23 protein-coding genes are annotated in these 23,894 nt (G+C 72.0%); 10 read left to right on the forward strand and 13 right to left on the reverse strand.

What is annotated here, in order from left to right; all coding sequences use genetic code 11:
• Window positions 1-55 precede the first annotated feature (55 nt).
• Window positions 56-817 (forward strand): GntR family transcriptional regulator, encoded by a 762-nt coding sequence (locus ACWGIH_RS28905; RefSeq protein ID WP_453451134.1) that lies wholly within the window; start codon window positions 56-58, stop codon window positions 815-817.
• A 21-nt stretch (window positions 818-838) separates the two neighbouring features.
• On the opposite strand, the gene ACWGIH_RS28910 is transcribed toward ACWGIH_RS28905, so the two are convergent.
• The 3 genes from ACWGIH_RS28910 to ACWGIH_RS28920 form a co-directional block, all read right to left on the reverse strand.
• Window positions 839-1,996, reverse strand: coding sequence for an ROK family transcriptional regulator (locus ACWGIH_RS28910; RefSeq protein ID WP_453451135.1), 1,158 nt, complete (start codon window positions 1,994-1,996; stop codon window positions 839-841).
• A gap of 109 nt (window positions 1,997-2,105) precedes the next feature.
• The gene (locus tag ACWGIH_RS28915) at window positions 2,106-2,768 is read right to left on the reverse strand and encodes a response regulator (RefSeq protein ID WP_453451136.1); all 663 of its coding nucleotides are present in this window, start codon (window positions 2,766-2,768) and stop codon (window positions 2,106-2,108) included.
• Window positions 2,769-2,782: 14 nt separating this feature from the next.
• Window positions 2,783-3,997 (reverse strand): sensor histidine kinase, encoded by a 1,215-nt coding sequence (locus ACWGIH_RS28920; RefSeq protein WP_453451137.1) that lies wholly within the window; start codon window positions 3,995-3,997, stop codon window positions 2,783-2,785.
• 108 nt (window positions 3,998-4,105) lie between these two features.
• On the opposite strand from ACWGIH_RS28920, the gene ACWGIH_RS28925 reads away from it, so the two are divergent.
• From ACWGIH_RS28925 to ACWGIH_RS28935, 3 genes are all read left to right on the forward strand, one after another.
• Window positions 4,106-5,038, forward strand: a complete 933-nt coding sequence (locus ACWGIH_RS28925; RefSeq protein WP_453451138.1) for an ABC transporter ATP-binding protein — start codon at window positions 4,106-4,108, stop codon at window positions 5,036-5,038.
• A 2-nt stretch (window positions 5,039-5,040) separates the two neighbouring features.
• Window positions 5,041-5,778: an ABC transporter permease gene (locus ACWGIH_RS28930; protein WP_453451139.1), complete on the forward strand. Its 738-nt coding sequence runs from the start codon at window positions 5,041-5,043 to the stop codon at window positions 5,776-5,778.
• Between the two features lie 75 nt (window positions 5,779-5,853).
• Entirely contained in the window at window positions 5,854-6,354 is a 501-nt protein-coding gene (locus ACWGIH_RS28935; RefSeq protein ID WP_453451140.1) for a hypothetical protein, read from the forward strand.
• A gap of 198 nt (window positions 6,355-6,552) precedes the next feature.
• Here ACWGIH_RS28935 and ACWGIH_RS28940 read toward each other — a convergent pair whose 3' ends face one another.
• The 5 genes from ACWGIH_RS28940 to mutA all read right to left on the reverse strand — a co-directional run bounded on the left by ACWGIH_RS28940 (window position 6,553) and on the right by mutA (window position 14,185).
• A complete protein-coding gene (locus ACWGIH_RS28940; protein WP_453451141.1) occupies window positions 6,553-7,632 on the reverse strand; it encodes an enoyl-CoA hydratase/isomerase family protein in 1,080 nt (359 codons plus the stop codon).
• A gap of 121 nt (window positions 7,633-7,753) precedes the next feature.
• Window positions 7,754-9,001, reverse strand: coding sequence for an alpha/beta hydrolase family protein (locus tag ACWGIH_RS28945; RefSeq protein WP_453451142.1), 1,248 nt, complete (start codon window positions 8,999-9,001; stop codon window positions 7,754-7,756).
• A 125-nt stretch (window positions 9,002-9,126) separates the two neighbouring features.
• Window positions 9,127-10,131 (reverse strand): methylmalonyl Co-A mutase-associated GTPase MeaB, encoded by a 1,005-nt coding sequence (meaB, locus tag ACWGIH_RS28950; RefSeq protein WP_453451143.1) that lies wholly within the window; start codon window positions 10,129-10,131, stop codon window positions 9,127-9,129.
• Between the two features lie 2 nt (window positions 10,132-10,133).
• Entirely contained in the window at window positions 10,134-12,335 is a 2,202-nt protein-coding gene (scpA, locus tag ACWGIH_RS28955; RefSeq protein WP_453451144.1) for a methylmalonyl-CoA mutase, read from the reverse strand.
• Entirely contained in the window at window positions 12,335-14,185 is a 1,851-nt protein-coding gene (gene mutA / locus ACWGIH_RS28960; RefSeq protein WP_453451145.1) for a methylmalonyl-CoA mutase small subunit, read from the reverse strand. The genes scpA and mutA overlap by 1 nt, the downstream gene beginning before the upstream one ends.
• A 458-nt stretch (window positions 14,186-14,643) precedes the next feature.
• On the opposite strand from mutA, the gene ACWGIH_RS28965 reads away from it, so the two are divergent.
• Both ACWGIH_RS28965 and lysA read left to right on the forward strand, forming a co-directional pair.
• A complete protein-coding gene (locus ACWGIH_RS28965; protein ID WP_453451146.1) occupies window positions 14,644-15,048 on the forward strand; it encodes an SAV_915 family protein in 405 nt (134 codons plus the stop codon).
• Between the two features lie 61 nt (window positions 15,049-15,109).
• Window positions 15,110-16,450, forward strand: a complete 1,341-nt coding sequence (lysA, locus tag ACWGIH_RS28970) for a diaminopimelate decarboxylase (RefSeq protein WP_453451147.1) — start codon at window positions 15,110-15,112, stop codon at window positions 16,448-16,450.
• A 12-nt stretch (window positions 16,451-16,462) separates the two neighbouring features.
• On the opposite strand, the gene ACWGIH_RS28975 is transcribed toward lysA, so the two are convergent.
• Window positions 16,463-17,098, reverse strand: a complete 636-nt coding sequence (locus tag ACWGIH_RS28975) for a response regulator transcription factor (protein WP_453451158.1) — start codon at window positions 17,096-17,098, stop codon at window positions 16,463-16,465.
• Window positions 17,098-18,234 carry a sensor histidine kinase gene (locus ACWGIH_RS28980; RefSeq protein WP_453451148.1) on the reverse strand — a complete coding sequence of 379 codons (1,137 nt, stop codon included), beginning with the start codon at window positions 18,232-18,234 and terminating at the stop codon, window positions 17,098-17,100. Before ACWGIH_RS28980 ends, ACWGIH_RS28975 begins: the two co-directional genes overlap by 1 nt.
• A gap of 135 nt (window positions 18,235-18,369) precedes the next feature.
• Between ACWGIH_RS28980 and ACWGIH_RS28985 the strand changes: the two genes are divergently transcribed.
• Window positions 18,370-19,047 carry a DedA family protein gene (locus ACWGIH_RS28985; protein WP_453451149.1) on the forward strand — a complete coding sequence of 226 codons (678 nt, stop codon included), beginning with the start codon at window positions 18,370-18,372 and terminating at the stop codon, window positions 19,045-19,047.
• 19 nt (window positions 19,048-19,066) lie between these two features.
• Here ACWGIH_RS28985 and purB read toward each other — a convergent pair whose 3' ends face one another.
• The gene (purB, locus tag ACWGIH_RS28990) at window positions 19,067-20,509 is read right to left on the reverse strand and encodes an adenylosuccinate lyase (protein ID WP_453451150.1); all 1,443 of its coding nucleotides are present in this window, start codon (window positions 20,507-20,509) and stop codon (window positions 19,067-19,069) included.
• A 324-nt stretch (window positions 20,510-20,833) separates the two neighbouring features.
• Window positions 20,834-21,259 (reverse strand): SsgA family sporulation/cell division regulator, encoded by a 426-nt coding sequence (locus ACWGIH_RS28995; protein WP_453451151.1) that lies wholly within the window; start codon window positions 21,257-21,259, stop codon window positions 20,834-20,836.
• Window positions 21,260-21,474: 215 nt separating this feature from the next.
• Between ACWGIH_RS28995 and ACWGIH_RS29000 the strand changes: the two genes are divergently transcribed.
• Both ACWGIH_RS29000 and ACWGIH_RS29005 read left to right on the forward strand, forming a co-directional pair.
• On the forward strand, window positions 21,475-22,467 hold the full coding sequence (locus tag ACWGIH_RS29000; protein WP_453451152.1) for a pirin family protein: 993 nt from the start codon (window positions 21,475-21,477) through the stop codon (window positions 22,465-22,467).
• Window positions 22,464-22,805, forward strand: coding sequence for a GNAT family N-acetyltransferase (locus tag ACWGIH_RS29005; protein WP_453451153.1), 342 nt, complete (start codon window positions 22,464-22,466; stop codon window positions 22,803-22,805). Before ACWGIH_RS29000 ends, ACWGIH_RS29005 begins: the two co-directional genes overlap by 4 nt.
• Window positions 22,806-22,902: 97 nt before the next feature.
• Here ACWGIH_RS29005 and ACWGIH_RS29010 read toward each other — a convergent pair whose 3' ends face one another.
• A complete protein-coding gene (locus ACWGIH_RS29010; RefSeq protein ID WP_453451154.1) occupies window positions 22,903-23,331 on the reverse strand; it encodes a DUF4259 domain-containing protein in 429 nt (142 codons plus the stop codon).
• A gap of 123 nt (window positions 23,332-23,454) precedes the next feature.
• Here ACWGIH_RS29010 and ACWGIH_RS29015 point away from each other — a divergent pair, with 123 nt between their 5' ends.
• A complete protein-coding gene (locus ACWGIH_RS29015) occupies window positions 23,455-23,805 on the forward strand; it encodes a hypothetical protein (protein ID WP_363206557.1) in 351 nt (116 codons plus the stop codon).
• Window positions 23,806-23,894 lie beyond the last annotated feature (89 nt).

Here is a 23,894-nt window from a genome sequence, read left to right on the forward strand (position 1 = left end):
TTAATAAACAAGGGCGCTAAAAAGCCGCCGGCACACGGCGATTGCGGAGGACAGGGTGGGGACCACGCAGCTGGAAACGGCACCGGAGCCGAAGTACTGGCACCTCAAGACCGTGCTCAGCGAGGCACTCGACTCCGAGTTCGCCGTCGGCGAGATCCTGCCCAACGAACGTGATCTCGCCGCCCGGTTCGGTGTCGCCCGCGCCACGCTCCGCCAGGCACTCGAACAGCTGGAGCTCGAAGGCAGGCTGCAGCGCCGTCGCGGGGTCGGCACGACCGTCGCCCCGCCGCGGATGGGTGTGGCCGTCGGATCCGCACAAGGCACGTGGCCGGGCGAGGTCGGCGACGCCTGGCAGCCCGCCGACTGCGCACCGGCGGTCCCGCCCGCGGAGGTGGCCCGCATGCTGGCGGCCGACCCCGACGAGCAGGTGCACGTGGTGCGCCGTACGCGCGTCTCGCACGGCCAGCCCGTCGCCGCCGAGCTGCTGTACGTGCCGATGTCATCCGTCGCGGAGCTCTCCGCCATCGACGCGCCGTCGGGACCGGCACGCGCGCGTGGCGTGCTGCGCGAGCTGCACCGGCTCGGCCTCGAAGGCCAGGACCGCGCCGTCGAGCTCGGTTCGGCCCGCGCGGACGACGCCAAGGCGCTCGACCGACTGCCCGGAGCGCCGGTCCTCGTCGTGACGACCCGCTTCTTCGCCGAGGGACGCACCGCCGCGGTATCCGTGGCGACGTACCGCGCGGACACCTGCCGCCTCACGTTCGGCGACGCGGGCGGCGTCGAAATTCACCACGGTCCGGAGCGCCGGGCTTCCTGAGCCCCGACTCGGCGCGGCGTCTCAGCGCCGCGCCGTGACCGTTCCCTCGACCGCGAACAGTTGCTCTTCGACGTGGTCGAGGGCGAGCCGCAACGCACCCGTCGCGACCGCCGCTTCGCCGAGCATCGACAGGGCGACCCGGGGCGGCCGCAGGCAGTAACGCGCCAACTCGCGGCGCAGCGGCTCCAGTACGCCGTCCAGACCGGCGGCCCAGCCGCCCACGACGACCAGCTCCGGATCCAGGGCGAGCACCAGCGCCGCGACGTCGTGCACCAGGCGCTGGATGAACCGCTCGACGGCCTGCCGCGCCCGCTCGTCACCCTCGCGCGCGTGGGCGAAGACCTCCGCCACCGCCTGCTCGTCGAGCGGGTGCAGCGGTTCGTCCGTGGTGGACAGGAGCGTCTCCGGGGTCACGTCACGGCCAAGGAGATGCAGCGCGCCGATCTCGCCCGCGGCGCCGCCGTAGCCGCGGTGCAGCCGTCCGCCGATCAGCGCACCGGCTCCCGGGCTGAGGCCCGCGAGGACGAACACCACGTCGTCGGACTCGGTCGCCGCACCCTTCCAGTGCTCGGCCACGGCCGCCGTGTTCGCGTCGTTCTCCACCAGGACCGGGCACTTGAAGGACCGGCGAAGGCGCTCGCCCAACTGCAGCCCCGTCCACTCGGGCAGCGCGGTGCCAAGGCGGACCGTGCCGTCCGCCTCCACGATGCCGGGGCTGCCGACGCCCACCGCGCGCAGGGAGCTGCGGGCGATCCCGCCGCGGCGCAGCAGATCGGCGACCGCCATGCGCAGCCGCTCGAGGCGCTCGTCGGCCGGGGCGGTCTCGTCGACGGCCTTGGCGGCCGAGCCCAGCACGCGGCCGTCCAGATCCGAGAGGACCGCGGCGACCCGGTGCGGGCCGATCTCCAGGCCGAGCAGATGCCCCGCCTCGGCCCGGAAGCGGAACCTCCGCGCGGGCCTTCCCTGGCGTCTGGCCGCGCCTTCCTCGGCGGCGGTCTCCACCACGAGCCCGGCCTCGATGAGCCCCTCGACCACGCCCTCGACGGTCGGCCTGGAAAGCCCCGTCACCCGGGTGATCTCGGTGAGTGTCGCGAAGTCCGCCGCACGCAGCGCGTGCAGCACCACCGCGGAGTTGATCCGCCGCAGCAGAGAGGGATCCCCGCCGGTCAGCCGCCCCAACGTCCGTCCTCCCAGCTCGTGCGCATGATGGGCGGATCGTACTCGCCGGGACCGGCCACTGCGAGCGCCGGGCCCACCTGTGACACAGAGTGCCGATCGTCCTTCGCCCTCACCCGGGTGCCACAAAACCGGATTCGTACGCGGCGATGACCGCCTGCGTTCGGTCCCGGGCCCCCAGCTTCGCCAGGACGGAGCTCACGTGCGACTTGACCGTCTCGGCGCCGACGATCAGCTCCCGCGCGATCTCCGCGTTCGACAGGCCGCGTGCCATGAGGCGCAGCACGGCCGACTCGCGCTCGGTGAGCGCGGCCCGGTCCAGGGCGTCCCTGGCCGCGGCGTTGCCCGGCCGCCGCCCGTACTCCCCGGCCAGCTGCCGTACCGCCGCGGGGAACAGCAGCGACTCGCCCTCCGCGACCAGCCGGACGGCGTTCACGATCTCCGCGGGGCGGGCACGCTTCAGGAGGAAGCCGTCGGCACCCGCGCGCAGCGCCTCGTACACGTACTCGTCGTTCTCGAAGGTCGTCACGACGAGGATCTTCGGGGGGTCCTGCACGGTGCGCAGGACCGCACGCGTGGCCTCGATGCCGTCCAGGAGCGGCATGCGGACGTCCATCGCGACCACATCCGGCCGCAGTTGGCGCACGAGCGGAATCACCGCGGCGCCGTCGGCCGCCTCACCGACCACCTCGATGTCGGGCTGCGCCTCGAGGACGGCGCGCAGCCCGGCACGTACGAGGGGTTCGTCGTCGACGAGGAGGACGGTGACCGGCATCCGGTCAGCGTAGATCACCCCAGGGGCAGCAGGACATGCACCTGCCACTCGCCCTCGCGGGGGCCCGTGGTGGCCCGGCCGCCGAGCAGCGTGGCCCGTTCCCGGATGCCGCGCAGTCCGCTGCCGCCACGCCCGGTGGCCTCTCCTGCCGTGGGCAGGGGATTGCGTACGTCGATCTCCAGGGCCGTCGCGTCGACCGCGAGCCGCACCCGCACCGGAACAGGACCGCAGTGGCGCAGCACGTTCGTGAGGGCCTCCTGGAGCATGCGGTAGGCCTCGCGGGACACCGGACCGGGCATCTGGTCCAAGGGGCCGGTGACCTCGGTGTCGACCTTCGCCCCCGAAGCGCGCGCGGAGTCCAGGAGTTGACCGGCGTCGGCGAGCGTGGGGCGGCGGCTCGCGGGCCGGCCGTCCTCCCGCAGCACGCGCAGGACGCGCTCCAGGTCTTCCAGGGCGGCACGGCCCGTCTCCTCGATCGCGCCGAGCGCGCGGTCGGTGAACTCCGGGTCCGCGGCGGCCCGCGCGGCGCCCGCCTGGACGACCGCGACGGTCAGCGCGTGCCCGATGGAATCGTGCAGTTCGCGGGCGATGCGGTTGCGTTCGAGGAGCTGCTCGGTGCGCTCCTCCAAGGCGGCCAGCCGCTCCTTGGGGGAGGGGCCGAGCAGCCGTCGCGCGGCCACCGCCATCAGCCGGCCAGCCACCACGACGAGCGCGAGGAGGAGCAGCAGCGGAAGGGGGGCGAGCAGCGCGTTCGTCCAATGCGGGGCGGGAAGGGGGAGAAGCGCACCGGGGTCCTCGCCGGGTTCCGTCACCGACCCGATGAGGGCCAGCATCGTCCCCATCAACTGCACCGTGCAGAACGCCGCGACGGCGCCGGCCTCTAGACGCAGCACGAGCCACACGGCCGTCCTGCCCCGTTCCCGCCAGGACGCGGAGGGAGCCACGGACACGCCGGGATCCTCGGCGGTGCCCGGCACGCGCGCGTGCTGCCCCGGAAACAGCATCAGGCGGGCCTGCAGCCCCTCCGCCCGGCGTATGGACGGCAGGACGGCGACGGCCGCCGCCAGCGGTATCGGCTGGAGAGCGATCAGTATCCAGTCGAAGAACGAAGGGTCGCTGAGCCCGGGGTAGATGAACGAGATGGTCAAGGGAACGGCCGCGCCGATGAGCAGGTGCAGCCAGCGCGTGTAGGTCACCGCGCGGGTGAGCGGCCTGAGGAAGCGGGGCATCACGTCATCGTGCCAGCCACCCGCCGCTGCCCGGCTCCCCCATGAGGGGGAGACGCGATCCCCGGGCGGGGGAAGCCCCACCGCCCTCCCGGCCGCCAGTCTGAGCCCATGACCAGCATCGACGTCCAAGACCTCAGCAAGGAGTACGGCACCACCCGCGCGGTGGACGGACTGACCTTCACCGTCCGCCCGGGGAAGGTCACCGGATTCCTCGGCCCCAACGGCGCGGGCAAGTCCACCACCATGCGGCTCGTCCTCGGCCTCGACCGGCCCACCTCGGGTACGGCGACCGTGGGGGGCCGTCCCTACGCGGCCATCGACGAACCCCTGCGCCACGTGGGGGCCCTGCTCGACGCCCAGGCCGCGCACGGATCGCGTACCGCACGGAACCATCTCCTCGCCCTGGCCGCCGCCAACCGCATCCCCGTCCGGCGCGTGGACGAGGTCCTCGAAGAGGCCGGGCTCGCCACCGTCGCGGGACGCCGGATCAAGACGTTCTCCCTCGGCATGCGCCAGCGCCTGGGGATCGCGGCCGCGCTGCTCGGCGACCCGCGCGTCATCATGCTGGACGAGCCGTCCAACGGCCTCGACCCCGAGGGCATCATCTGGATCCGCGAACTCCTGCGCCGCCTCGCCCGCGAGGGCCGGACGGTCCTCGTGTCGAGCCACCTCATGAACGAGACCGCCACGTTCGCCGACCACTTGGTGGTCCTCGGCCGCGGAAAGCTGCTCGCGGACACCTCGATGGCCGACTTCATCGCGGCACACAGCAGCCCGCGGGTGCGGCTGCGCACCCCGGAGGGCGAACGGCTGCGCGGCCTGCTGCGGGACAAGGGGTACGCGGTGACGCACGGGGAGGACGACCGCTGGACCGTGGACGGCGCGAAGGCCGACGAGATCGGCCCCATCGCGGCCGGCCACGGCATCCCGCTCCTCGAACTCTCCGACCAGCAGGCCTCCTTGGAGCAGGCCTACCTGGCCCTCACCGCCGACGACGCCGAGTTCGCCGCCGCCCCTTCGACGCCCCGCCAGGAGGCCTGACCATGCAGACGACCGCCGTGCTCCGCTCGGAGTGGATCAAGATCAAGTCGGTGCGAGCCAGCCTCGGGTCGCTCATCGCCGTCTTCGCGGCCACCGTCGCCGTCACCGTGCTCGCGTTCGCCGCGGTCGGCACGGCGGAGGCGGACAACGCCGACTACGAACCGCTCTTCGGCGCCTTCTACGCGCTCAACTTCGGCCAGATCGCCGCCATCAGCTTCGGCACGACGGCGATGTCCTCCGAGTACCTGAACGGCGCCCTGCGGATCTCGCTCTCCGCGGTGCCGCGCCGAGGTCTCTTCTACGGGGCCAAGGTCGCGGTGGTGGGCGCCCTGGCCCTCGCTGTCGGAGTCCTCACCAGCTTCGTCGGCTTCCTGACCGGTCAGGCCTTCCTGGGGGAGTACGCCATCGGCCTCGGCCACGACGGCGCGGTACGGGCATGCGTCGGCGGCGGCGTCTACCTCGCGCTCATGGCGCTGCTCGCCGCCGGCCTGACCGTGCTGCTGCGCAGCGGGGTCGCCGTGCTGAGCATCCTCATCCCGTTCACGCTCATCGTGTCCTTCGTGGTCGGGGACGTGGCGAGCGGCGTCGCGGAGTTCCTGCCCGACCGGGCGGGGCAGCAGGTGCTCCACGAGAACCCGGCCGGAACTCTCGGCCCCTGGGCGGGGCTTGCCGTCACCGCGGCATGGGCGGCCGCCGCGCTCCTCGCGGGCTGGTGGGCGCTGCGGCGGCGCGACGCGTGAGGCAGGTGTCCGGATGGTGACGGGTGGGGCCTGACGGTGGGCCAGTTGTCAGTGGCGGCCGGTTTACTGGGTGCCATGAGTACCGCAGAGCATCTCGCCGCGATCGACCTGCTGCGCTCACGGGAGTTCCCCGCGGAGCACGGCAGGTCGCCGTCCGGCGTCGGCGGTCCCGGGTATCACATCGCCGAGTTACTGACGAGTGGCGACTTCTGGGATGACGACGGCACGGAGTGGGAGGCGACGTCGGATCAGTACGACGCCGAGCGCGACGCCCTGACGGTCCTGCTCGCCGAGCGCTGGGGGGCGCCCCAGATATTCAGCCTGGCAAGCATCTTCGAGCGGGCGCAGGGCGATGCGTACGGCTACGGGGGCGAGGACGATGGGGATGAAGACGGCGGGGGCCAGGCCCCTGAGGGCGAGGACATACCGGAGCCGTGGGGGTCGCTGAGCTCCTCGGTGCCTGACCTCCACCTGTGGCGGGCCGACGGGCGGTGGCTAGCTCTCGGTGTCTCGCAATGGGACAAGGAGTTGCCGTTCCAGCTCCTCGCCATGGTCACGGAGATCGATCCGCCGTAGCGGGGGCTTTCTCTCGGCGCGGCAGGAGCGCCGGAACGCCGGAGCGCAGGGTGCGTCCCCAGAAGGGCGCCCGAGCCTCGCTCTCGGAGCCGAGACCGGTCCGGCGTATCACCTCGGGGCCGGAGGTTGACGGCGGCCATGGGGTGACGGGTGATGTCCGCCTCGCGCCGGCGCCGCAGCACGAGGCGGGGTGCCTGGTCAGGGGCGCCGCGGGCCCGAATCGGCGGCGAGACCGAGCTCGTCACCGGCGCGCGGCGCGAAGTGGCGGGCCACCTCCGCGTCGCTCACCTGCGTGAGCTCGGCGGGGGACCAGTGCGGGTCACGGTCCTTGTCGACGACCTGGGCACGGATGCCCTCGACCATGTCGGGCGCCCCGATCGCGGTGGCCGACACGCGGTACTCCTGGTCGAGCACCTGCTCCAGGGAGGCGAGGGCACGGGCCCGGCGCAGAGCGGCGAGCGTGACCTTGAGGGAGGTCGGTGACTTGGCGAGGATGGTCTCGGCCGTCTCCTTGGCCGCGCGGTCACCGGAGTTGTAGAGCCGGTCGACGATCTCCTCGACGGAATCGGCGGAATAGCAGGCGTCGATCCACGCGCGGTGGGCCGCGAGTTCACCTTCGGGCGCGGCGACGGCGTACTCCGCGACCACCTGGCTCACGTCGGCGCCGGCCAGCGCGGCCGTGAACTCCGGCAACCGGTCCGACGGCACGTAGTGGTCGGCGAGACCGCACAGAAGGGCGTCGCCCGCGCCCACCGCCGAGCCGGTCAGCGCGAGATGGGTGCCGAGTTCGCCGGGTGCCCGCGACAGCAGGTACGTACCGCCGACGTCCGGGACGAAGCCGATCCCCGTCTCCGGCATGGCGATCCGGGACCGCTCAGTGACGATCCGCACGCTGCCGTGCGCCGACACGCCGACCCCGCCGCCCATCACGATGCCGTCCATGACGGCCACGTACGGCTTCTGGAAGCGGGCGATACGGGCGTTGAGCCGGTACTCGTCACGCCAGAACGCCACGGAATCGGCGCCGCCGCCCGCACGGATGTCATCGTGGATGGACCGGATGTCACCCCCGGCACACAGCCCCCGCTCACCGGCCCCGGTCAGGACGACAACGCCGACGCTGTCGTCCCGCTCCCAGCCGGTGAGCGCGTCGTCCATCAGCCGGACCATGGCGTGGTTGAGGGCATTGATGGCACGGGGACGGTTGAGGACGATGTGCCCCGCGCGGCCGTGGGTGCGCAGGAGGACGGGTGCTTCGTCGGAGTCAGCGGTGGACATGGGGCAGGTGGCTCCTTCGACGACGGATGATTCGACCGGCCGGCACATGAGGGACTGCGCCCGCACAGATCGAATCTACGTCCTGGCTTCGCCGGACGCCTGACCGCGCCCCCCTCCGGCGTCAGGGCGTGTGGAAGGCGACCTCTGGGTTGGCCTTCGAGGGGCCGTTCAGGAGCGGGCTTGGCCGGTCGCGGAGGTGCTGGTCGAAGAAGGCCGTCACGTAGCCGGTGGTGATCTCTCCCGATCGCTTGCCGGAGAGCGGGGCCGATGGGTCGGTCCTGTTGAGCTGACCGCCGAGAATCGGCAGGTCGGTGAAGGTGAGGTGCCCGGAGTCCGCGACCGTGAGCCAGCGCTTCCAGCCGTGCAGGCGGTCCCACTGGCGGGGCCAAGTGGCGTCTTCGGCGGAGGGGTTGTGGTCCTTGCGGGTGCCGAGCATGAGGACGGGACGGCCGGTACCGGCCGGCGGGACGGGGGCGAAGAACGTGCCGTCCAGGTTGGTGGCGGCGCGCACGCGGGGGTCCGTTCCTGCGGCCACGGCTGCCGCGTTGCCGCCGAGCGAGTGCCCGGCCGCGCCGATCCGCCGGGTGTCGATGAGCGCCGCGTAGTCGGTGCGCCGCCCCTCGCCGGGCCGGGACCGGCCGGTCAACTCGTCGATGGTGAAAGAGATGTCGGCCGCCCGGTTCCGCGCGGCCTTGGCCAGCATCTCCTTCTCCCCGGCGTCGCCGTTCGGTGCCTGCTCCACCTTCTTGCAGGCGACACAGGTGCGCAGGCGCGAGGAGCCGCCCTTGCCCGGGAACTCCGTTCCGAAGGCCTCGTACGCGTGGTCGACGAGGGCGACGACGTAACCGTGGGAAGCCAGCGTCTCCGCGAGAGTGCTGAGGGTGGCGCGGTGCAGAGTGAAACCGGGGGAGAGGACGATCAGCGGGTGCCTGCCTTTGGCGGGGCGGGCGTCGGAGCGGGCGTTGGTGCGTACGGAGGCCAGCTGCTCGGCCTCGTACAGCTTGTCCAGCTTCTGCCCCTTCAGGAGCAGTTCGGCTTCCTTGGTCGCCAGATACGGAGCACGACCGCCGTCTCCTGCGTCCTTCCGGGCCGGATAGAAGACGGACACCATCAGCTCTCGCGGCCCCGCCGATGGCACCCACGGGTCGCGGCGCTTGTCGTCCACGAGGTGGAGGGTGTCCCGTCCGATCTCGTGGGGCCCGGAAGGGCGCGGCAGGGAGAGCCCCGTGGCTTCCGTCGCCGAGGAGGAAGCGCGCCTCGCGGACGACGAGCTGCCGCCGTCCTCGGCGCAGGCCGCGACAGCGGGGGTGAGGAGGGAGAGGGTCAACAGAGCGGTGACGGCCTTGCGCCGTGCGCGGATTCTGATCATGCACCGGAGACTATGAACCGCGGAGAGCCTCCGGTAGCTACGAAGGTGTGGAGCGACCCCCTACTTTCGTCAGGGGTTCGGGGGCTCGGGGGTTCGGGGGGTGAGGGGTTGGGGGGTTCGGGGGTTCACTCCACACTGCCCTCGCTTGCCTGAAACGCCTCCAGAATCCGCTCGGCCGCGGTCGTGGCCGTCAACGTGCCCTCGCGTACCCGCTGTTCGAGGTCAGGGGCGAGGTCCCGTACCCGCGCATGCCCCCGCAGCCGGTCCAGGAGTTCGTCCCGCACCATCGTCCACGTCCAGTCGACCTGCTGATCGCGTCGCTTGGCGGCGAGGCGGCCCGTCGCGTCGAGAAGTGTACGGTGCTGCTCCAGGCGGTCCCAGACCTCGTCGAGGCCGCTGGACTCCCGGGCGCTGCAGCTCAGCACCGGCGGCGTCCAGGCGGCGTCGGCAGGGTGCATGAGCCTCAGAGCGCCCGCCAGTTCACGCGCCGCCGAGCGCGCGTCACGCTCGTGCGGGCCGTCGGCCTTGTTGATGGCGAGGACGTCCGCGAGCTCCAGGACGCCCTTCTTGATGCCCTGCAGCTGGTCGCCGGTGCGCGCCAGGCTGAGCAGCAGGAACGAGTCCACCATGTTCGCGACCGCCGTCTCCGACTGGCCCACGCCCACCGTCTCCACGAGCACCACGTCGTACCCCGCCGCCTCCATCACCACGATGGACTCGCGCGTCGCCTTCGCGACCCCGCCGAGCGTCCCCGCCGTGGGGGAGGGGCGGACGAACGCCGCCGGATCCACCGCGAGGCGTTCCATCCTCGTCTTGTCGCCGAGGATCGAGCCCCCGGTCCGGGTCGACGACGGGTCGACAGCGAGGACCGCGACCCGGTGCCCGAGCCCGGTCAGCATCGTGCCGAGCGCGTCGATGAACGTCGACTTGCCCACACCGGGCACCCCGCTGATGCCGATCCGCCGCGCCCGCCCGCTGTGCGGAAGCAACTGGGTCAGCAACTCCTGTGCGAGCGCCCGGTGTTGGGGCCGGGTCGACTCGACGAGCGTGATGGCGCGTGCGATCTGCGCCCGCTTCCCGTCCAGCACGCCCTTGACGTACGCGTCGATGTCGATCCGCGGCGCCGCCATGCTCACAGCTCGTGGCCGAGGTCGGCCGCCAGCCGCTTCACCAGGTCGTACGCGGCGTCCGGGATCACCGTGCCGGGCGGGAAGACGGCCGCCGCGCCCATCTCCAGGAGCGTCGGCACGTCCTGCGGCGGGATCACACCGCCCACGACGATCATGATGTCCTCGCGTCCCTCGGCGGCCAGCTCCGCACGCAGCGCCGGTACGAGGGTCAGGTGCCCCGCGGCGAGCGACGAGACGCCGACGATGTGCACGTCCGCCTCGACGGCCTGGCGCGCGACCTCCGCCGGGGTCTGGAAGAGCGGGCCGACGTCCACGTCGAAGCCGAGGTCGGCGAAGGCGGTGGCGATGACCTTCTGCCCGCGGTCGTGGCCGTCCTGGCCCATCTTGGCGACCAGGATGCGCGGCCGGCGACCCTCGGCCTCCTCGAAGGACCCGACGAGCGTACGGGTGCGCTCCACGGACGGGGACGAGCCTGCTTCGGTGCGGTACACACCGGAGATCGTACGGATCTGCCCCGCGTGCCGCCCGTACGAGGTCTCCAAAGCGTCGGAGATCTCGCCGACCGTGGCCTTCGCGCGGGCCGCGTCGACCGCCAGGGCCAGCAGGTTGCCCTCGAGGCCCGGGCCCGGGTCCCGCTCGGCCGCCGCCGTCAGCGCACGCAGCGCGTCCTGGCAGGCCGCCTCGTCGCGCTCCTCGCGCAGTCGCTTCAGCTTGGCGATCTGCTGGTTGCGCACGGACGAGTTGTCGACGGCACGGACGTCGATCTGCTCGTCGGTCTCCACGCGGTACTTGTTCACGCCGATGACCGGCTGACGCCCCGAGTCGATGCGCGCCTGCGTGCGGGCCGCGGCCTCCTCGACGCGCAGCTTCGGGATGCCCGCGTCGATGGCCTGCGCCATGCCGCCCGCCGCCTCGACCTCCTCGATGTGCTGCCAGGCGCGGCGCGCCAGGTCGTGCGTCAGCTTCTCGACGTACGCGCTGCCGCCCCACGGGTCGATCGTCCGCGTCGTGCCCGACTCCTGCTGGATGAGCAGCTGGGTGTTGCGGGCGATGCGCGCGGAGAAGTCGGTCGGCAGGGCGAGCGCCTCGTCGAGGGCGTTCGTGTGCAGCGACTGGGTGTGGCCCTGCGTCGCCGCCATCGCCTCGACACACGTACGCGTGACGTTGTTGAACACGTCCTGCGCGGTGAGCGACCAGCCCGAGGTCTGCGAATGGGTGCGCAGCGAAAGGGACTTGGCGTTCTTCGGGTCGAACTGCTTGACCAGCTTCGCCCAGAGGAGGCGCGCCGCGCGGAGCTTGGCGACCTCCATGAAGAAGTTCATGCCGATCGCCCAGAAGAAGGAGAGCCGCGGCGCGAACGCGTCGACGTCCAGGCCCGCCTCCTGCCCGGCCCGCAGATACTCCACGCCGTCGGCGAGGGTGTACGCGAGCTCCAGGTCGGCCGTCGCACCCGCCTCCTGGATGTGATACCCGGAGATCGAGATGGAGTTGTAGCGCGGCATCTTCTGCGAGGTGTACGCGAAGATGTCGGAGATGATCCGCATCGAGGGCTTGGGCGGATAGATGTAGGTGTTGCGGACCATGAACTCTTTGAGGATGTCGTTCTGGATGGTCCCGGCCAGCTTCTCGGGCGGTACGCCCTGCTCCTCGGCGGCCACGATGTAGAGGGCAAGGACGGGGAGCACGGCCCCGTTCATCGTCATCGACACCGTCATCTTGTCCAGCGGGATGCCGTCGAAGAGCTGACGCATGTCATAGATCGAGTCGATCGCCACGCCCGCCATGCCGACGTCACCCGTCACCCGCGGGTGGTCACTGTCGTAACCGCGGTGCGTCGGCAGGTCGAAGGCGACCGAGAGGCCCTTCTGACCGGCCGCGAGGTTGCGGCGGTAGAAGGCGTTGGACTCCTCGGCGGTGGAGAATCCCGCGTACTGGCGGATCGTCCAGGGCTGGTTGACGTACATCGTCGGGTACGGGCCGCGCAGATACGGCGCGACACCGGGGTACGTCTCCAGGAAGTCGAGGCCTTCGAGGTCGGCGCCCGTGTAGAGCGGCTTGACCGCGATGCCTTCGGGCGTCTCCCACAGGAGGTCGTCGTCGGCCTTGCCGGTGGACTCCTTGACGGCGCTGCGCCACTGGTCCTTGGAGACGTCAGAGGCGGCTTCGGACGTCAGGCCGACGCCGGAGAAGTCGGGGATCGCCATTACGCCACTCCCATGTGGTCGAGGGTGGAGGAGAGCACGGACACGGCGTCACAGCCCGCGAAGACGTACGCGTCGACGCCGGGACGCTCGGCGGGCCGTCCGGCGAGGAACACCCGCCGCGCGCCCGCCGACTTGAGCGCCTCGGCGACCTCGTCGGCCTGCTCCTCGTACAGCGCGTCGCTGGAGCAGAGGCACGCAACCGTGGCACCGCTGGCCTTGAACGCCTCGGCGGCCGTCGTCGCGTCCACCGTGACCGGCTCGTGCACGGCTTCGATGCCGCCCGCCTGGAAGAGGTTCGACGCGAACGAGGCCCGCGCCGTGTGCGCGGCGGCGGGGCCGAGCGCGGCGAGGAACACCCGGGGCCGGGTCCCCGTCGAGGCGAGGTGCGCGTCCGAGCGGGAGCGCAGGACCTCGTACGCCTCGTCGCGGCGGACGCGCGGCAGACCGCCGGACACCCCGGCGGGCGGGGCCTCGCGCTCGACCGCACGCTCCGAAAGGTTCGGGAACTCGCTGACACCGGTGATCGGTTCGCGCCGCTTCGCCAGCTTCTCGCTGCGCTTGGCCCAGGTGGCGGCGAGGCGCTCGCCGATCATGCCGGAGCGCAGGGCCGCGGCCTGGCCGCCCGCGCGCTCGATCTCCTGGAAGAACTCCCAGCCCGCGTGAGCCAGTTCATCGGTGAGCCGCTCCACGTACCAGGAGCCGCCCGCCGGGTCGATCACCTTGGCGAGGTGCGACTCCTCCAGGAGGATCGTCGACGTGTTGCGGGCGATGCGGCGCGCGAACGCGTCCGGCAGGCCGAGCGAGTGGTCGAAGGGCAGCACGGTCACCGAGTCGGCGCCGCCGACACCCGCGCCGAGGCACGCCACCGTCGTGCGCAGCATGTTCACCCACGGATCGCGGCGCGACATCATCACCGGCGAGGTCACGGCGTGCTGGCGCTGCGCACCCGCGTCCGGCGCGCCGCACACCTCGGCCACGCGGGCCCAGAGCCGCCGGGCCGCCCGCAGCTTCGCGATGGTCAGGAACTGATCGGCGGTGGCCGCGTACCGGAACTCCAGCTGGGCGCAGGCCGCCTCGACCGTGAGCCCCGCCTCGGTCAGCTCGCGCAGGTAGGCGACCGCCGTGGCGAGGGATGCGCCCAACTCCTGCCCCGCCGAACCGCCCGCCTCGTGGTACGGCAGGGCGTCGACGGTCAGCGCGCGGAGGTTCGGGTACTCCTGCCCGCACAGCCGGGCCAGTTCGAGCGCGGCCGACGGGTCGAGGCGCTCACCGGTGCGGGCCTCGTGGCCGAGGGGGTCCGCGCCGAGCGTGCCGCCCGCGGAGTCCTTGGGGATGCCCCGCTCCTCGTACAGGCGGAACAACTCGCGCGCCGCGGGCTCGAATTCGGCGCCCGCGTCCAGGGCGACCGGTGCAAGGTCGAGGAAGACGCCGTCCAAGGCGCGCTCGATCCCGGACACCGGCAGGGCGCCGGGGCCGACACCGAGCCACAGCGAGGTGACGCCGTTCTCCAGGTCCGCGAGCACGGTCTCGTTCGAGGCCGCGGGGTCCGTGGCAGCGTGCCGCTGGCGTACGTCCCAGCCGGCCGCGGCACTGCCCGCGGCGGTACCGCCCCTGACAAAGGGGGCGAAACCCGGGTAACCGGCGTCAGGCGCGGCTTCTCGGGTGGTGTAAAGGGGGCGGGTGCTGAGCCCGTCCTCGAGTGCGGTGGACAGCGCTTCCTCGGCGGCCGGCCCCGATACGTCCTTACCCGATTTGCGCAGCACGCCTTCCACCAGGCGCTGCCACTGCTCATGGGTCGCATCAGGGAACTCGGCGGCCAGGGAAAGCCCGTCGTCAGGCAGGACCGTCATGGGCATGATGCTAGGGCGGAACCCATGGCACTCGGTGCCGTCCAGGGCTGTGACCTTGGCCTCTCCCGCACTCTCTTGATCTCAAACGAGCGGGCGGCTACGGCGGGGCGCGGCCCGGGCCCTTCCGCGCCCGCTCCGGAGTCATTCCAGGCCAGAGGCCCTGAAGGCTCCTCCGGGCCGTGTCGCGGTCGGTGCGCTGCGGGAGCCGGAGCAACGCGGTCGCCCCGCGGCGGAGCGGGCCCTCCCCGACAGATGTGCGGACACCGGCGACGCGCGGTGGGGCGTCAAGCCCTCGTCAACGCGGGTCCCCCCTCCGTCAACGTCCCGTCATGAAGGCTCGGTCGGCATCCGGTGCCGGGCATAGCGTCACCACATGCCCCCGGGTCGTCGTCCGGCCCCGGGGCGAAAGTTCACAGCAGCAGGATCCTCGACCACCAGGATCCGCAAGGAGGAACCCCATGACAGAGCCCCAGTGCGGCGAGGACCCCGAGCCCTCCGAACCCGGCCCGGCCGGACCGCTCTTCGTCCCCGTCCGGCCGGGACCCGCGGGCTGCGTCGCCCGCCTGTTCCGCACCCCCGTGGGCGGCCGCACAGCCGTCGCCTTCACCACGCCCCAGCGGCTCAGTGCGGCCCTCGGCGCCCGCCAGGCCTGGATCAGGCTCTCGGAGCCCGCGCTGCGCACCCTCACCGAGCCGCTCGGCATCCGCGAGGTCACCGTCGACCCACGGCTCGCCGCGCACCCCGTCGGCGGGCCCGGCCGACGCACTCCCGCCTGGCGCGAGTGGGACCCCCAGGCGGTCGGCGCGCCGCGCGTCACGGGAGCCGCCGCTCCGGCCGGCGCCCTGACCGCCTGGATCGGCTGAGCACGCGGACACGGCGAGGAAGCGGCATGCGCAACGAGGACGAGGCGAGGAGAGACTGCCCATGACCACCCTGTACGACCCCCTGACCCCCGGCGCCACCGCCGATGACGACCTGTCCGTCTGGCCCGCGTCCACCACACGGCTGCCCCACGGTGACCTCGCCGTCGGCGGCGTACCGCTCATCGATGTCGCCGGGCGTTTCGGCACCCCGGCGTACCTCCTCGACGAAGCCGACGTACGAACGCGGTGCCGCACCTACCTGCACGCCTTCCCCGACGCCGAAGTGCACTACGCGGCCAAGGCGTTCCTGTGCCGCGCCATGGCCCACTGGGTGGCGGAAGAAGGACTCGGACTCGACGTCTGTTCCGCCGGGGAACTGGAGCTCGCCGTCACCACGGGTTTCCCCGCCGAGCGCATCGTGCTGCACGGCAACGCCAAGAGCCCGCACGACCTGGAGGCCGCGCTGCGGCTCGGCGTCGGGCGCATCGTCATCGACAGCGCCTCCGAGATCGCGCGCCTTGCCGCCGCCGTGCCGCCGGGCAGCCGCCAGAAAGTGCTGGTCCGGGTGGTGCCCGGCATCGCGGCGGGCGGCCACGCCAAGATCCGCACCGGGACCGACGACCAGAAGTTCGGTCTGTCGATCACCGACGGGTCCGCGCAGCACGCCATCGCCCGCATCCTCGGCCAGACAGGGCTCGAACTGACCGGCCTGCACTGCCACTTGGGCTCGCAGATCACCACCGAGAAACCGTTCCTTGCTGCCGTACGCCGCCTGGTCGGCCTGATGGCCCGCGTCAAGGAGCAGCACGGCGTCACCCTCCCCGAACTGGACCTCGGCGGCGGCCACGGCATCGCCTACCGCCCCGGCGAGGAAGCACTCGACATCACCGCCCTCGCCCGCAGGGTGCGCGCCGAACTCGACGGGAGCTGCGCGGCGGCCGGACTCACCGTGCCCAAGCTGCTCATCGAACCGGGGCGCGCCATCGCGGGCCCCGCCGGAGTGGTCCTCTACCGCGTGCTCGCCGTCAAGCGGACCGGCGCGAGCACCTTCGTCGCCGTGGACGGCGGGATGAGCGACAACCCCCGGCCCGCGCTGTACGGCGTGCGGTACGCGCCGCGCCTGATCGGCAGACACTCCACGGCCGCGTCGGCGCCGGTGACCGTCGTCGGGCGGCACTGCGAGGCGGGCGACGTGCTCGCCGCCGGCATCGAACTGCCCGGCGACGTCAGGCCGGGAGACCTCCTGGGCGTGCCGGTCGCCGGGGCCTACCACCTGTCCATGGCGTCCGGCTACAACCTCGTCGGGCGCCCGCCCGTGGTGGCTGTCGCCGACGGGCACGCGCGGCTCCTGGTGCGGCGGGAGTCGCTCGACGACTTCCGCAGCAGGGACGTGGGCCTCTAGGGGGAGGCCGGTTCAGGAACCGAGATAGCGCAGGACGGCCAGCACACGGCGGCTGTAACCGGTCGTGCCGGTCAGCTCCAGCTTGTCGAAGATCGCGTTGATGTACTTCTCGACGGCACTCTGCGAGACGTGCAACTGCCCGGCGATCGCCGCGTTCGTGTGCCCCTGCGCCATCTTGCCGAGGACCTCGCGCTCGCGCGGGGTCAGGCGCCGGAGCGGGTCGGTGTGACTGCTGAGGGTCAGCAACTGCCGCACGACCTCCGGGTCGAAGGCCGTCTGCCCCGACGCGACCCGCTCCAAGGCGTCCAGGAACTCGTCGACCTGGACGACCCGGTCCTTGAGCAGATAGCCGACGCCCTCGGTGGCGGTGGTCAACAGCTCGGTCGCGTACCGGCGTTCGACGTACTGCGACAGCACGAGGACGCTGGTGCCGGGCCACTCCTTGCGGATCTCGAGCGCGGCCCGCAGCCCCTCGTCGGTGTGCGTGGGCGGCATGCGTACGTCGATCACGGCGGCGTCCGGCGGATCCTCGGCCACGGCGGCGAGCAGCGCCCGCGCGTCACCGACCGAGGCCGTGACGGTGTGACCCTCGTCCACGAGGAGCCGGGCCAGGCCCTCCCGCAGCAGCGTCGAGTCGTCGGCGAGCATTACGCGCATGGAAGCTCCGCGGTGATGAGGGTGGGCCCACCGGCGGGGCTCTGCACGGTGAGGGTGCCGTCCAAGGCGGCCACGCGTCGGGCGAGCCCGAGCAGACCGCTGCCGGACGGGTCGGCGCCGCCCCGCCCGTTGTCCTCGACGCGCAGGTGCAGCACGGCACTTCGCCGTTGGCCGTGGACGGTGACGAGGGTGGCGCCCGAGTGCTTGACGGCGTTGGTGACGGCTTCGGCGGCGACGAAGTACGCCACGGCGTGGGCGGTCGGCGGCGGGGTTTCGCGCAGGTCGCAGTGGAGCCGTACGGGGATCGCGGCCCGCTCGGCGACCGTCTCCAGGGCGGCGGCGAGCCCGCCCTCGTCGAGCGTCGCGGGGTAGACGCGCCAGGCGACCTCGCGCAGTTCGACCAGGGCCTGCTGGGTCTCCTCGTGCGCCTGGGCGAGGAGCCGCGCGGCCTTCTGCGGCTCGGAGGCGCGGCGGGCCCTGCCGAGCAGCATCCCGAGGGCGACGATGCGCTGCTGGACACCGTCGTGCAGATCGCGTTCGATGCGCCGCCGCTCGTCGTGCACGGCCTCCACCACACCGGCGCGGCTCGCGACGAGTTCGCCGATCCTGCGCTCCATGAGCTGCCCGTCGTTCGGGCCGAGGTACCGCCGGGCGTGACGCTCGTCCGCGAGCGCGACACCGTACGTGCCCTGCACACAGAGATAGAACAGGAAGAGGCCGCCGATCGAGGAGAAGATCAGGGTGCCGGGGGAGCGGATGTCGGCGACGAACCAGCCCCACACCGCGAGCGAGGCGTAACCCGCCCCGAGCAGCGCGCAGCCGAGCACGACACCGCCGAGCAGTCCGACCGCCCAGCGCGACGCGATGTAGTTCACGGCGGGCAGGCCGGTCGGCGGCGTGGCGAGCTCGGTGCCGAAGAAGGCGGTCATGCGCCGCCGCTCCAGCTCGGCCAGCCGCCGGGCTCCGTCCACGATCCGGGCCTCGGCGCCGCGCCCGGTGCGCCGCCCGAGGGTGGCGAGCAGCCACAATCCGGCCACCAGGGCGAAGGCCAGCTCGACGAGGCCGGTGAGGGCGCCGGCGAGGACGCCGACGGTCACCCTGAGCCAGCGCTGGAAATGCGTACGCATGATCGGTAACGCTAGTCCAGGAGCCGCGTCACCGGGACTGCGGAAAACCACAATGCTGCCCTGCGGTTCCCCGCACACGACCTGTGTGGCCGCCCTCATACCGCCGCCCGCCACGGGTTCCGTAGCGTCGAGTGCATGATCCTCACTGCCGCGCACGACGCCACGGCCACCGCGAACGAAGCCCCTGTCGGCGGTGTCGCGGGCTGGGCCGCCGATCTGATGGACTCGTTCGGCGCCGTCGGCGCCGGAGCGGCCATCGCCCTGGAGAACCTGTTCCCGCCACTGCCCAGCGAGGTGATCCTGCCGCTTGCCGGATTCGCCGCGAGCCAGGGCAAGTTCGGCCTGCTCACGGTCCTGCTCTGGACCACGGCGGGTTCCGTGATCGGCGCGCTCGCGCTCTACGCGGTCGGCGCGCTGCTCGGCCGGGACCGCACCGTGGCCATCGCGGGCCGCCTCCCGCTCGTGAAGACGGCCGACATCGAACGCACGGAGAAGTGGTTCGCCCGGCACGGCACCAAGGCGGTCTTCTTCGGCCGGATGATCCCGATCTTCCGCAGCATGATCTCGGTCCCGGCGGGCGTGGAGCGGATGCGCCTGCCCGTCTTCCTCGCCCTGACGACCGCGGGCAGCTTCATCTGGAACGCGGTCTTCATTTTGATCGGCCACGCCCTCGGAGCACGCTGGCACCAGGTCAGCGACCTGGTGGGCCTGTACTCCAAGGGCGTTCTCGCCGTGGTCGCGCTGGCGGTGCTCGCCTTTGTCGCGCTGCGGGTGGGCAGGGCGCGCAAGGGCGAACACCGCGCGTCACGCTAGGCGGAGCCCGGCCGGGCGATCAGAGAATGGCACCCGGGGCGTACGCCGCTGCGTCGGGGTGCTCCTTGAGCACGGCCTCGATCTGCGCGACGACGGCGGCGACCTGATCGCTCGCCGCGCCCGTGAACGACAGCTTGTCGGCCATGAGGGCGTCGAGCTCCGCGCGGTCCAACGGGATACGGGAGTCCGCGGCGAGCTTGTCGAGGAGTTCGTTGCGCTCGGCGCCCTGCTCGCGCATGGCGAGCGCGGAAGCGACCGCGTTCTCCTTGATGGCCTCGTGGGCCTCCTCGCGGCCGACGCCCGCCCGCACCGAGGCCATCAGGACCTTGGTCGTGGCGAGGAAGGGGAGGTAGCGGTCCAGCTCACGAGCGACGACGGCCGGGAAGGCGCCGAACTCGTCGAGCACGGTCAGGAACGTCTCGAGCAACCCGTCCAGCGCGAAGAACGCGTCGGGCAGGGCGACACGGCGTACGACCGAGCAGGAGACGTCGCCCTCGTTCCACTGGTCGCCCGCCAGCTCGCCGGTCATCGACGCGTAGCCGCGCAGAATGACCGTGAGGCCGTTGACGCGCTCGCAGGAGCGGGTGTTCATCTTGTGCGGCATCGCGGACGAGCCGACCTGGCCCGGCTTGAAGCCCTCGGTGACCAGCTCGTGCCCGGCCATCAGACGGATGGTCTTGGCCAGCGACGAGGGGCCGGAGGCGAGCTGCACCAGGGCGGTGACGACCTCGTAGTCGAGGGAGCGCGGGTAGACCTGGCCGACCGAGGTGAAGGCGCGGTCGAAGCCGAGGTGCCCGGCGATCCGCTGCTCGAGATCGGTCAGCTTGTCGGCGTCGCCGCCGAGCAGGTCGAGCATGTCCTGGGCCGTGCCGACGGGGCCCTTGATGCCGCGCAGCGGGTAGCGGCGCAGCAGGTCGTCGACGCGGCGGTACGCGACGAGCAGCTCGTCGGCGGTGGTCGCGAAGCGCTTGCCCAGGGTCGTCGCCTGCGCGGCGACGTTGTGGGAGCGGCCGGCCATGACCAGCTCGGCGTACTCGCCCGACAGCTTCCCCAGGCGCGCGAGCACCGCGACCGTACGGTCGCGCACCAGCTCGAGGGAGAGCCGTACCTGCAGCTGCTCCACGTTCTCGGTCAGGTCGCGGGAGGTCATGCCCTTGTGGACCTGCTCGTGCCCGGCGAGCGCGTTGAACTCCTCGATGCGGGCCTTCACGTCGTGGCGCGTGACCTTCTCGCGCTCGGCGATCGAGGCGAGGTCGACGTCGTCGAGAACCCGCTCGTAGTCGGCGAGGGCGGCGTCCGGCACCTCGATCCCCAGGTCCTTCTGCGCCCGCAGGACGGCGAGCCAGAGCTGACGCTCCAGCTTGACCTTCTGCTCGGGAGACCAGAGGGTGGCGAGCTCGGCGGAGGCATAACGCCCGGCGAGGACGTTCGGGATACGGGGCTTTGCAGGCGCGACAGTCACGTGCACGGAGTTTACCGGGCGTCCATACAGGCTCCGAACCATCCGGGTGATGGAGGAACCTCCAGGTCACGCGTCACACGTCACAGCTCGGTGGTCGCCCTCGCGGCGCCGGCGGTGAGGCCGGGCCGCGGAGCTCAAGCGTCCACATTCATATGCAGGGGCCCTTTCCGCAGAACGGGCGGGGCCCGCAAAGCTTTTCCCCCTCGTGAGTGCACCGCTCTTTTCTCATCGCGCACAATGCGGCCGATCCCACGGCGCACAATGCGGCCGTGCGGGGCGTGCCGGGAATTTCTCCGCCAAGAGGGGGGAAGCGCCGGATGGCCGTCAGGCGCTGCGGCCCATCGCGGCGGCGACGGCGCGGTCGAGGTCGATGTGCGCGCTCTCCGCTCCCGGGGGCACGAGGGCGAACGACTGCTGGAGGAACGCGTCGACCTCGGCGGCGTCGATGTCGACCAGCGCGGACCCGGTCGCTGACCTGAGCGTGATGCGTACGCGGCGCGCACGGTGCGGGCCAAGGGGGGTGACCAGCACGTCCCCGATCCCCGCCGACAGGTGCAGGCCCTGGGCGAGCAACTCCCGGGCGAAGACCCAGTCGACGGGGCTCGTCAGCGGCGCGCCGAGGGACAGGCGTACGGCGCAGGGGTCGGTCAGGTCGTAGTGCAGTTCCGCGGGCACCGGCATCGAGGTGTTCCGCTGGGTGCCGAGCTGTGCCGCCACCGTGCACTTGACCGAGGTGAGGGGCTGGTTCATTTCATCCACCAACTTGTTCGCTGCTCGTTGCTGAAACTGCTTGTCTCCAGGGGGCGTTAAAGCCGTTCGGCGGCCGCGTATTGTCGAGAAATGCACGGGGCGTTGCCCGCGGGGGAACCGCTCGTCGTCGGCGGCGGCAGCGTCTGGCATCGGTAGCATTTGTTGAACATAAAACCACATACGCGAGGGGTATGCGATGAGTGACACAGAGTGCGATGAGTGACACAGAGATGGCTCCCGCGGAGCCGCGGAGCGGTACCGCCGAGCGCGGTGCATCCGCGCCGTCCGTCCAGGTGTTGACGGCGAGGGACGTCCCCCTGGGAGGGCCGAGGGCGATGACCGTGCGGCGCACGCTGCCCCAGCGGTCCCGGACGCTGATCGGGGCCTGGTGCTTCGTCGACCACTACGGCCCCGACGACGTGGCCGTCTCGGGCGGCATGGACGTCGCCCCTCATCCGCACACCGGCCTGCAGACGGTGAGCTGGCTGTTCAGCGGAGAGATCGAGCACCGCGACAGCATGGGAAGCCACGCCCTGGTACGGCCCGGCGAACTGAACCTGATGACGGGCGGGTCGGGCATCAGCCACACGGAGGTCTCGACCCCGAGCACCACGATCCTGCACGGCGTCCAGCTGTGGGTGGCGCTGCCCGAGGAGCACCGGCACGCCGACCGGGACTTCCGGCACCACGTCCCGGACGCCGTCCGGGTCGGCGGGGCGGATGTCCGCGTGTTCCTCGGCTCCCTCGCCGGCGAGACCTCACCGGTGCCGACCTTCACGCCGCTGCTCGGCGCCGAACTCGTCATCGACCCGGGGGCGGCGGCGACGCTGGAGACGGACCCCGGGTTCGAGCACGGACTGCTCGTCGACCGGGGGACGGTCCGCATGGCCGGAACGCCGCTGCGCGCCGCGGAGCTGGGCTTCCTCGGCGCGGGTCACGACACCCTGACGCTGACGAACGAGACCGACGCGCCCGCCCGGGTCGTCCTGCTCGGCGGAGTGCCGTTCGAGGAGCAGATCGTCATGTGGTGGAACTTCGTGGGCCGCAGCCACGAGGACATCGTCGAGGCCAGGAAGGCGTGGCAGAACGCCTCCGACCGCTTCGGCCACGTCGAGGGCTACGACGGGGACCGCATCCCCGCCCCCGCCCTGCCGAACGCCACCATCACCCCCCGCGGCAACCCGCCCCACCCGAAAGGCACCCGATGACCCAGCCCGCCTCCGCCCCCACCGTCCGACACGTGGGCCCCAGGCACCGTTACGAGATCCTGGTCGACGGCAAGACCGCGGGTCTCACCGCGTACCGCGACCGCGGTCCGCAGCGCGTCTTCTTCCACACCGAGGTCGACGACGCCTTCGCCGGGCAGGGCCTGGCCTCGATCCTCGTGCGGGAGGCGCTGACCGACGTCCGCGCGGCGGGCCTGCGGATCGTGCCCGTCTGCCCGTACGTGGCCAAGTTCCTGGGGAAGCACCGGGAGTTCGACGACCTCACCGACCCGGTCACCGCCGAGATCCAAAGCTGGCTGGAGACCACTCTGGCGCGCTGAGGTCCGCTGCCCGCCGAGAAGCCGCCCCGCCCGTGCGCGCCCAGGGAGCGTCCGGGCCGGGGGCAGACCAGGGGGTGAGCCGGGCCGAGTACGACGGTCAGATGCCGGGCGTTCGCAGCACGCCCCGCAACGCCTCGACGCTCCTGCGCCACGGCTCGCCGTCCGACTCCTGCCACAGCTCCAGCAGCTCCGAGTCCTCGGACAGCACGCGGTCCAAGGCCCGCAACGCGGGTCCGCGCAGCGACAGGAGGTCGGGTATCGGTTGCTCCGGCCCGTACACGGAGTCGGCGGGCTCCCCGCCGGGACACTGGGCGGCGACCAGCGCGGCGGCTGCCACGGCCGTCTCCGCGACATCGGCGTCCAGATACCCGTCGTGGCCCGCGTCGGCCGCGTCGGTCGCCGACGTCGCGCCGGTCAGGGCGGCACGGACGAGACCCGCCCGGTCCTCGGCGCGGGCGTCGTCGAGGTCGCCGCAGAAATCCGCCGCGGTGTCGTTGTCGAACGGTCCGACGTCCCAAGTGCCCATGCGTGCTCCCGACTCGGTTGAGGTAGGGGCATCGTGCCATCGGGCACTGACAACGGCGGTTGCGGCAGGTCCCCCCGGCACTGCCGCAACTCCTGGTGATCCGCCTGCGTCTAGGCTTCACGCATGGAGCAGCGCGAGATCATCCAAAGAGTCGTCGGCATCCTGACCGAGGCGATCGAGATGCGCAGACAGGTACGGGAGAACCCGGACGGCGAGGTCGAACCCAGCGGCGCGGTCGGCGCGATGCTGGAGGAGATGCTGCCGCGCATCGAGATCCCCGCCGATGCCACCGCCATCGAGGTCGCCGAGGTCGTGGGCCGGGAACTGAGCCCGGTCATCGAGCAGATCACGTCGGCCTTCGCCTTCTCCTTCGCACAGTTGGCAGAGGCGCACGACGAGGGCCGCACCGACGTGACGTCGGCGGACGTCCTGCAGTCCATCGCCCTGCACTTCGAGGACGAGGTGGAGGAGTGAGGCGCCCGGCCTGCCGACAGCGGTAGGCAGCCGCCGGCATCGGCAGGCACCTGTCGGCGCGGGTGGGCCGCTCCTGAGGGCGGCCCACC

It is taken from the genome of Streptomyces sp. NPDC054872 (assembly GCF_053610705.1).

Coding starts and splice junctions, on each gene's coding strand:
- scpA (WP_453451144.1), bottom strand. CDS start 12,335: ATGGCGATCCCCGACTTCTCCGGCGTCGGCCTGACGTCCGAAGCCGCC.
- ACWGIH_RS28945 (WP_453451142.1), bottom strand. CDS start 9,001: ATGATCAGAATCCGCGCACGGCGCAAGGCCGTCACCGCTCTGTTGACC.
- ACWGIH_RS28915 (WP_453451136.1), bottom strand. CDS start 2,768: ATGCCGGTCACCGTCCTCCTCGTCGACGACGAACCCCTCGTACGTGCC.
- ACWGIH_RS29000 (WP_453451152.1), top strand. CDS start 21,475: ATGAGTGACACAGAGATGGCTCCCGCGGAGCCGCGGAGCGGTACCGCC.
- meaB (WP_453451143.1), bottom strand. CDS start 10,131: ATGGCGGCGCCGCGGATCGACATCGACGCGTACGTCAAGGGCGTGCTG.
- ACWGIH_RS29015 (WP_363206557.1), top strand. CDS start 23,455: ATGGAGCAGCGCGAGATCATCCAAAGAGTCGTCGGCATCCTGACCGAG.
- ACWGIH_RS28995 (WP_453451151.1), bottom strand. CDS start 21,259: ATGAACCAGCCCCTCACCTCGGTCAAGTGCACGGTGGCGGCACAGCTC.
- lysA (WP_453451147.1), top strand. CDS start 15,110: ATGACCACCCTGTACGACCCCCTGACCCCCGGCGCCACCGCCGATGAC.
- ACWGIH_RS28980 (WP_453451148.1), bottom strand. CDS start 18,234: ATGCGTACGCATTTCCAGCGCTGGCTCAGGGTGACCGTCGGCGTCCTC.
- mutA (WP_453451145.1), bottom strand. CDS start 14,185: ATGACGGTCCTGCCTGACGACGGGCTTTCCCTGGCCGCCGAGTTCCCT.
- ACWGIH_RS28965 (WP_453451146.1), top strand. CDS start 14,644: ATGACAGAGCCCCAGTGCGGCGAGGACCCCGAGCCCTCCGAACCCGGC.
- ACWGIH_RS28920 (WP_453451137.1), bottom strand. CDS start 3,997: ATGCCCCGCTTCCTCAGGCCGCTCACCCGCGCGGTGACCTACACGCGC.
- ACWGIH_RS29005 (WP_453451153.1), top strand. CDS start 22,464: ATGACCCAGCCCGCCTCCGCCCCCACCGTCCGACACGTGGGCCCCAGG.
- ACWGIH_RS28985 (WP_453451149.1), top strand. CDS start 18,370: ATGATCCTCACTGCCGCGCACGACGCCACGGCCACCGCGAACGAAGCC.
- ACWGIH_RS28940 (WP_453451141.1), bottom strand. CDS start 7,632: ATGTCCACCGCTGACTCCGACGAAGCACCCGTCCTCCTGCGCACCCAC.
- ACWGIH_RS28935 (WP_453451140.1), top strand. CDS start 5,854: ATGAGTACCGCAGAGCATCTCGCCGCGATCGACCTGCTGCGCTCACGG.
- ACWGIH_RS28975 (WP_453451158.1), bottom strand. CDS start 17,098: ATGCTCGCCGACGACTCGACGCTGCTGCGGGAGGGCCTGGCCCGGCTC.
- ACWGIH_RS29010 (WP_453451154.1), bottom strand. CDS start 23,331: ATGGGCACTTGGGACGTCGGACCGTTCGACAACGACACCGCGGCGGAT.
- ACWGIH_RS28925 (WP_453451138.1), top strand. CDS start 4,106: ATGACCAGCATCGACGTCCAAGACCTCAGCAAGGAGTACGGCACCACC.
- ACWGIH_RS28930 (WP_453451139.1), top strand. CDS start 5,041: ATGCAGACGACCGCCGTGCTCCGCTCGGAGTGGATCAAGATCAAGTCG.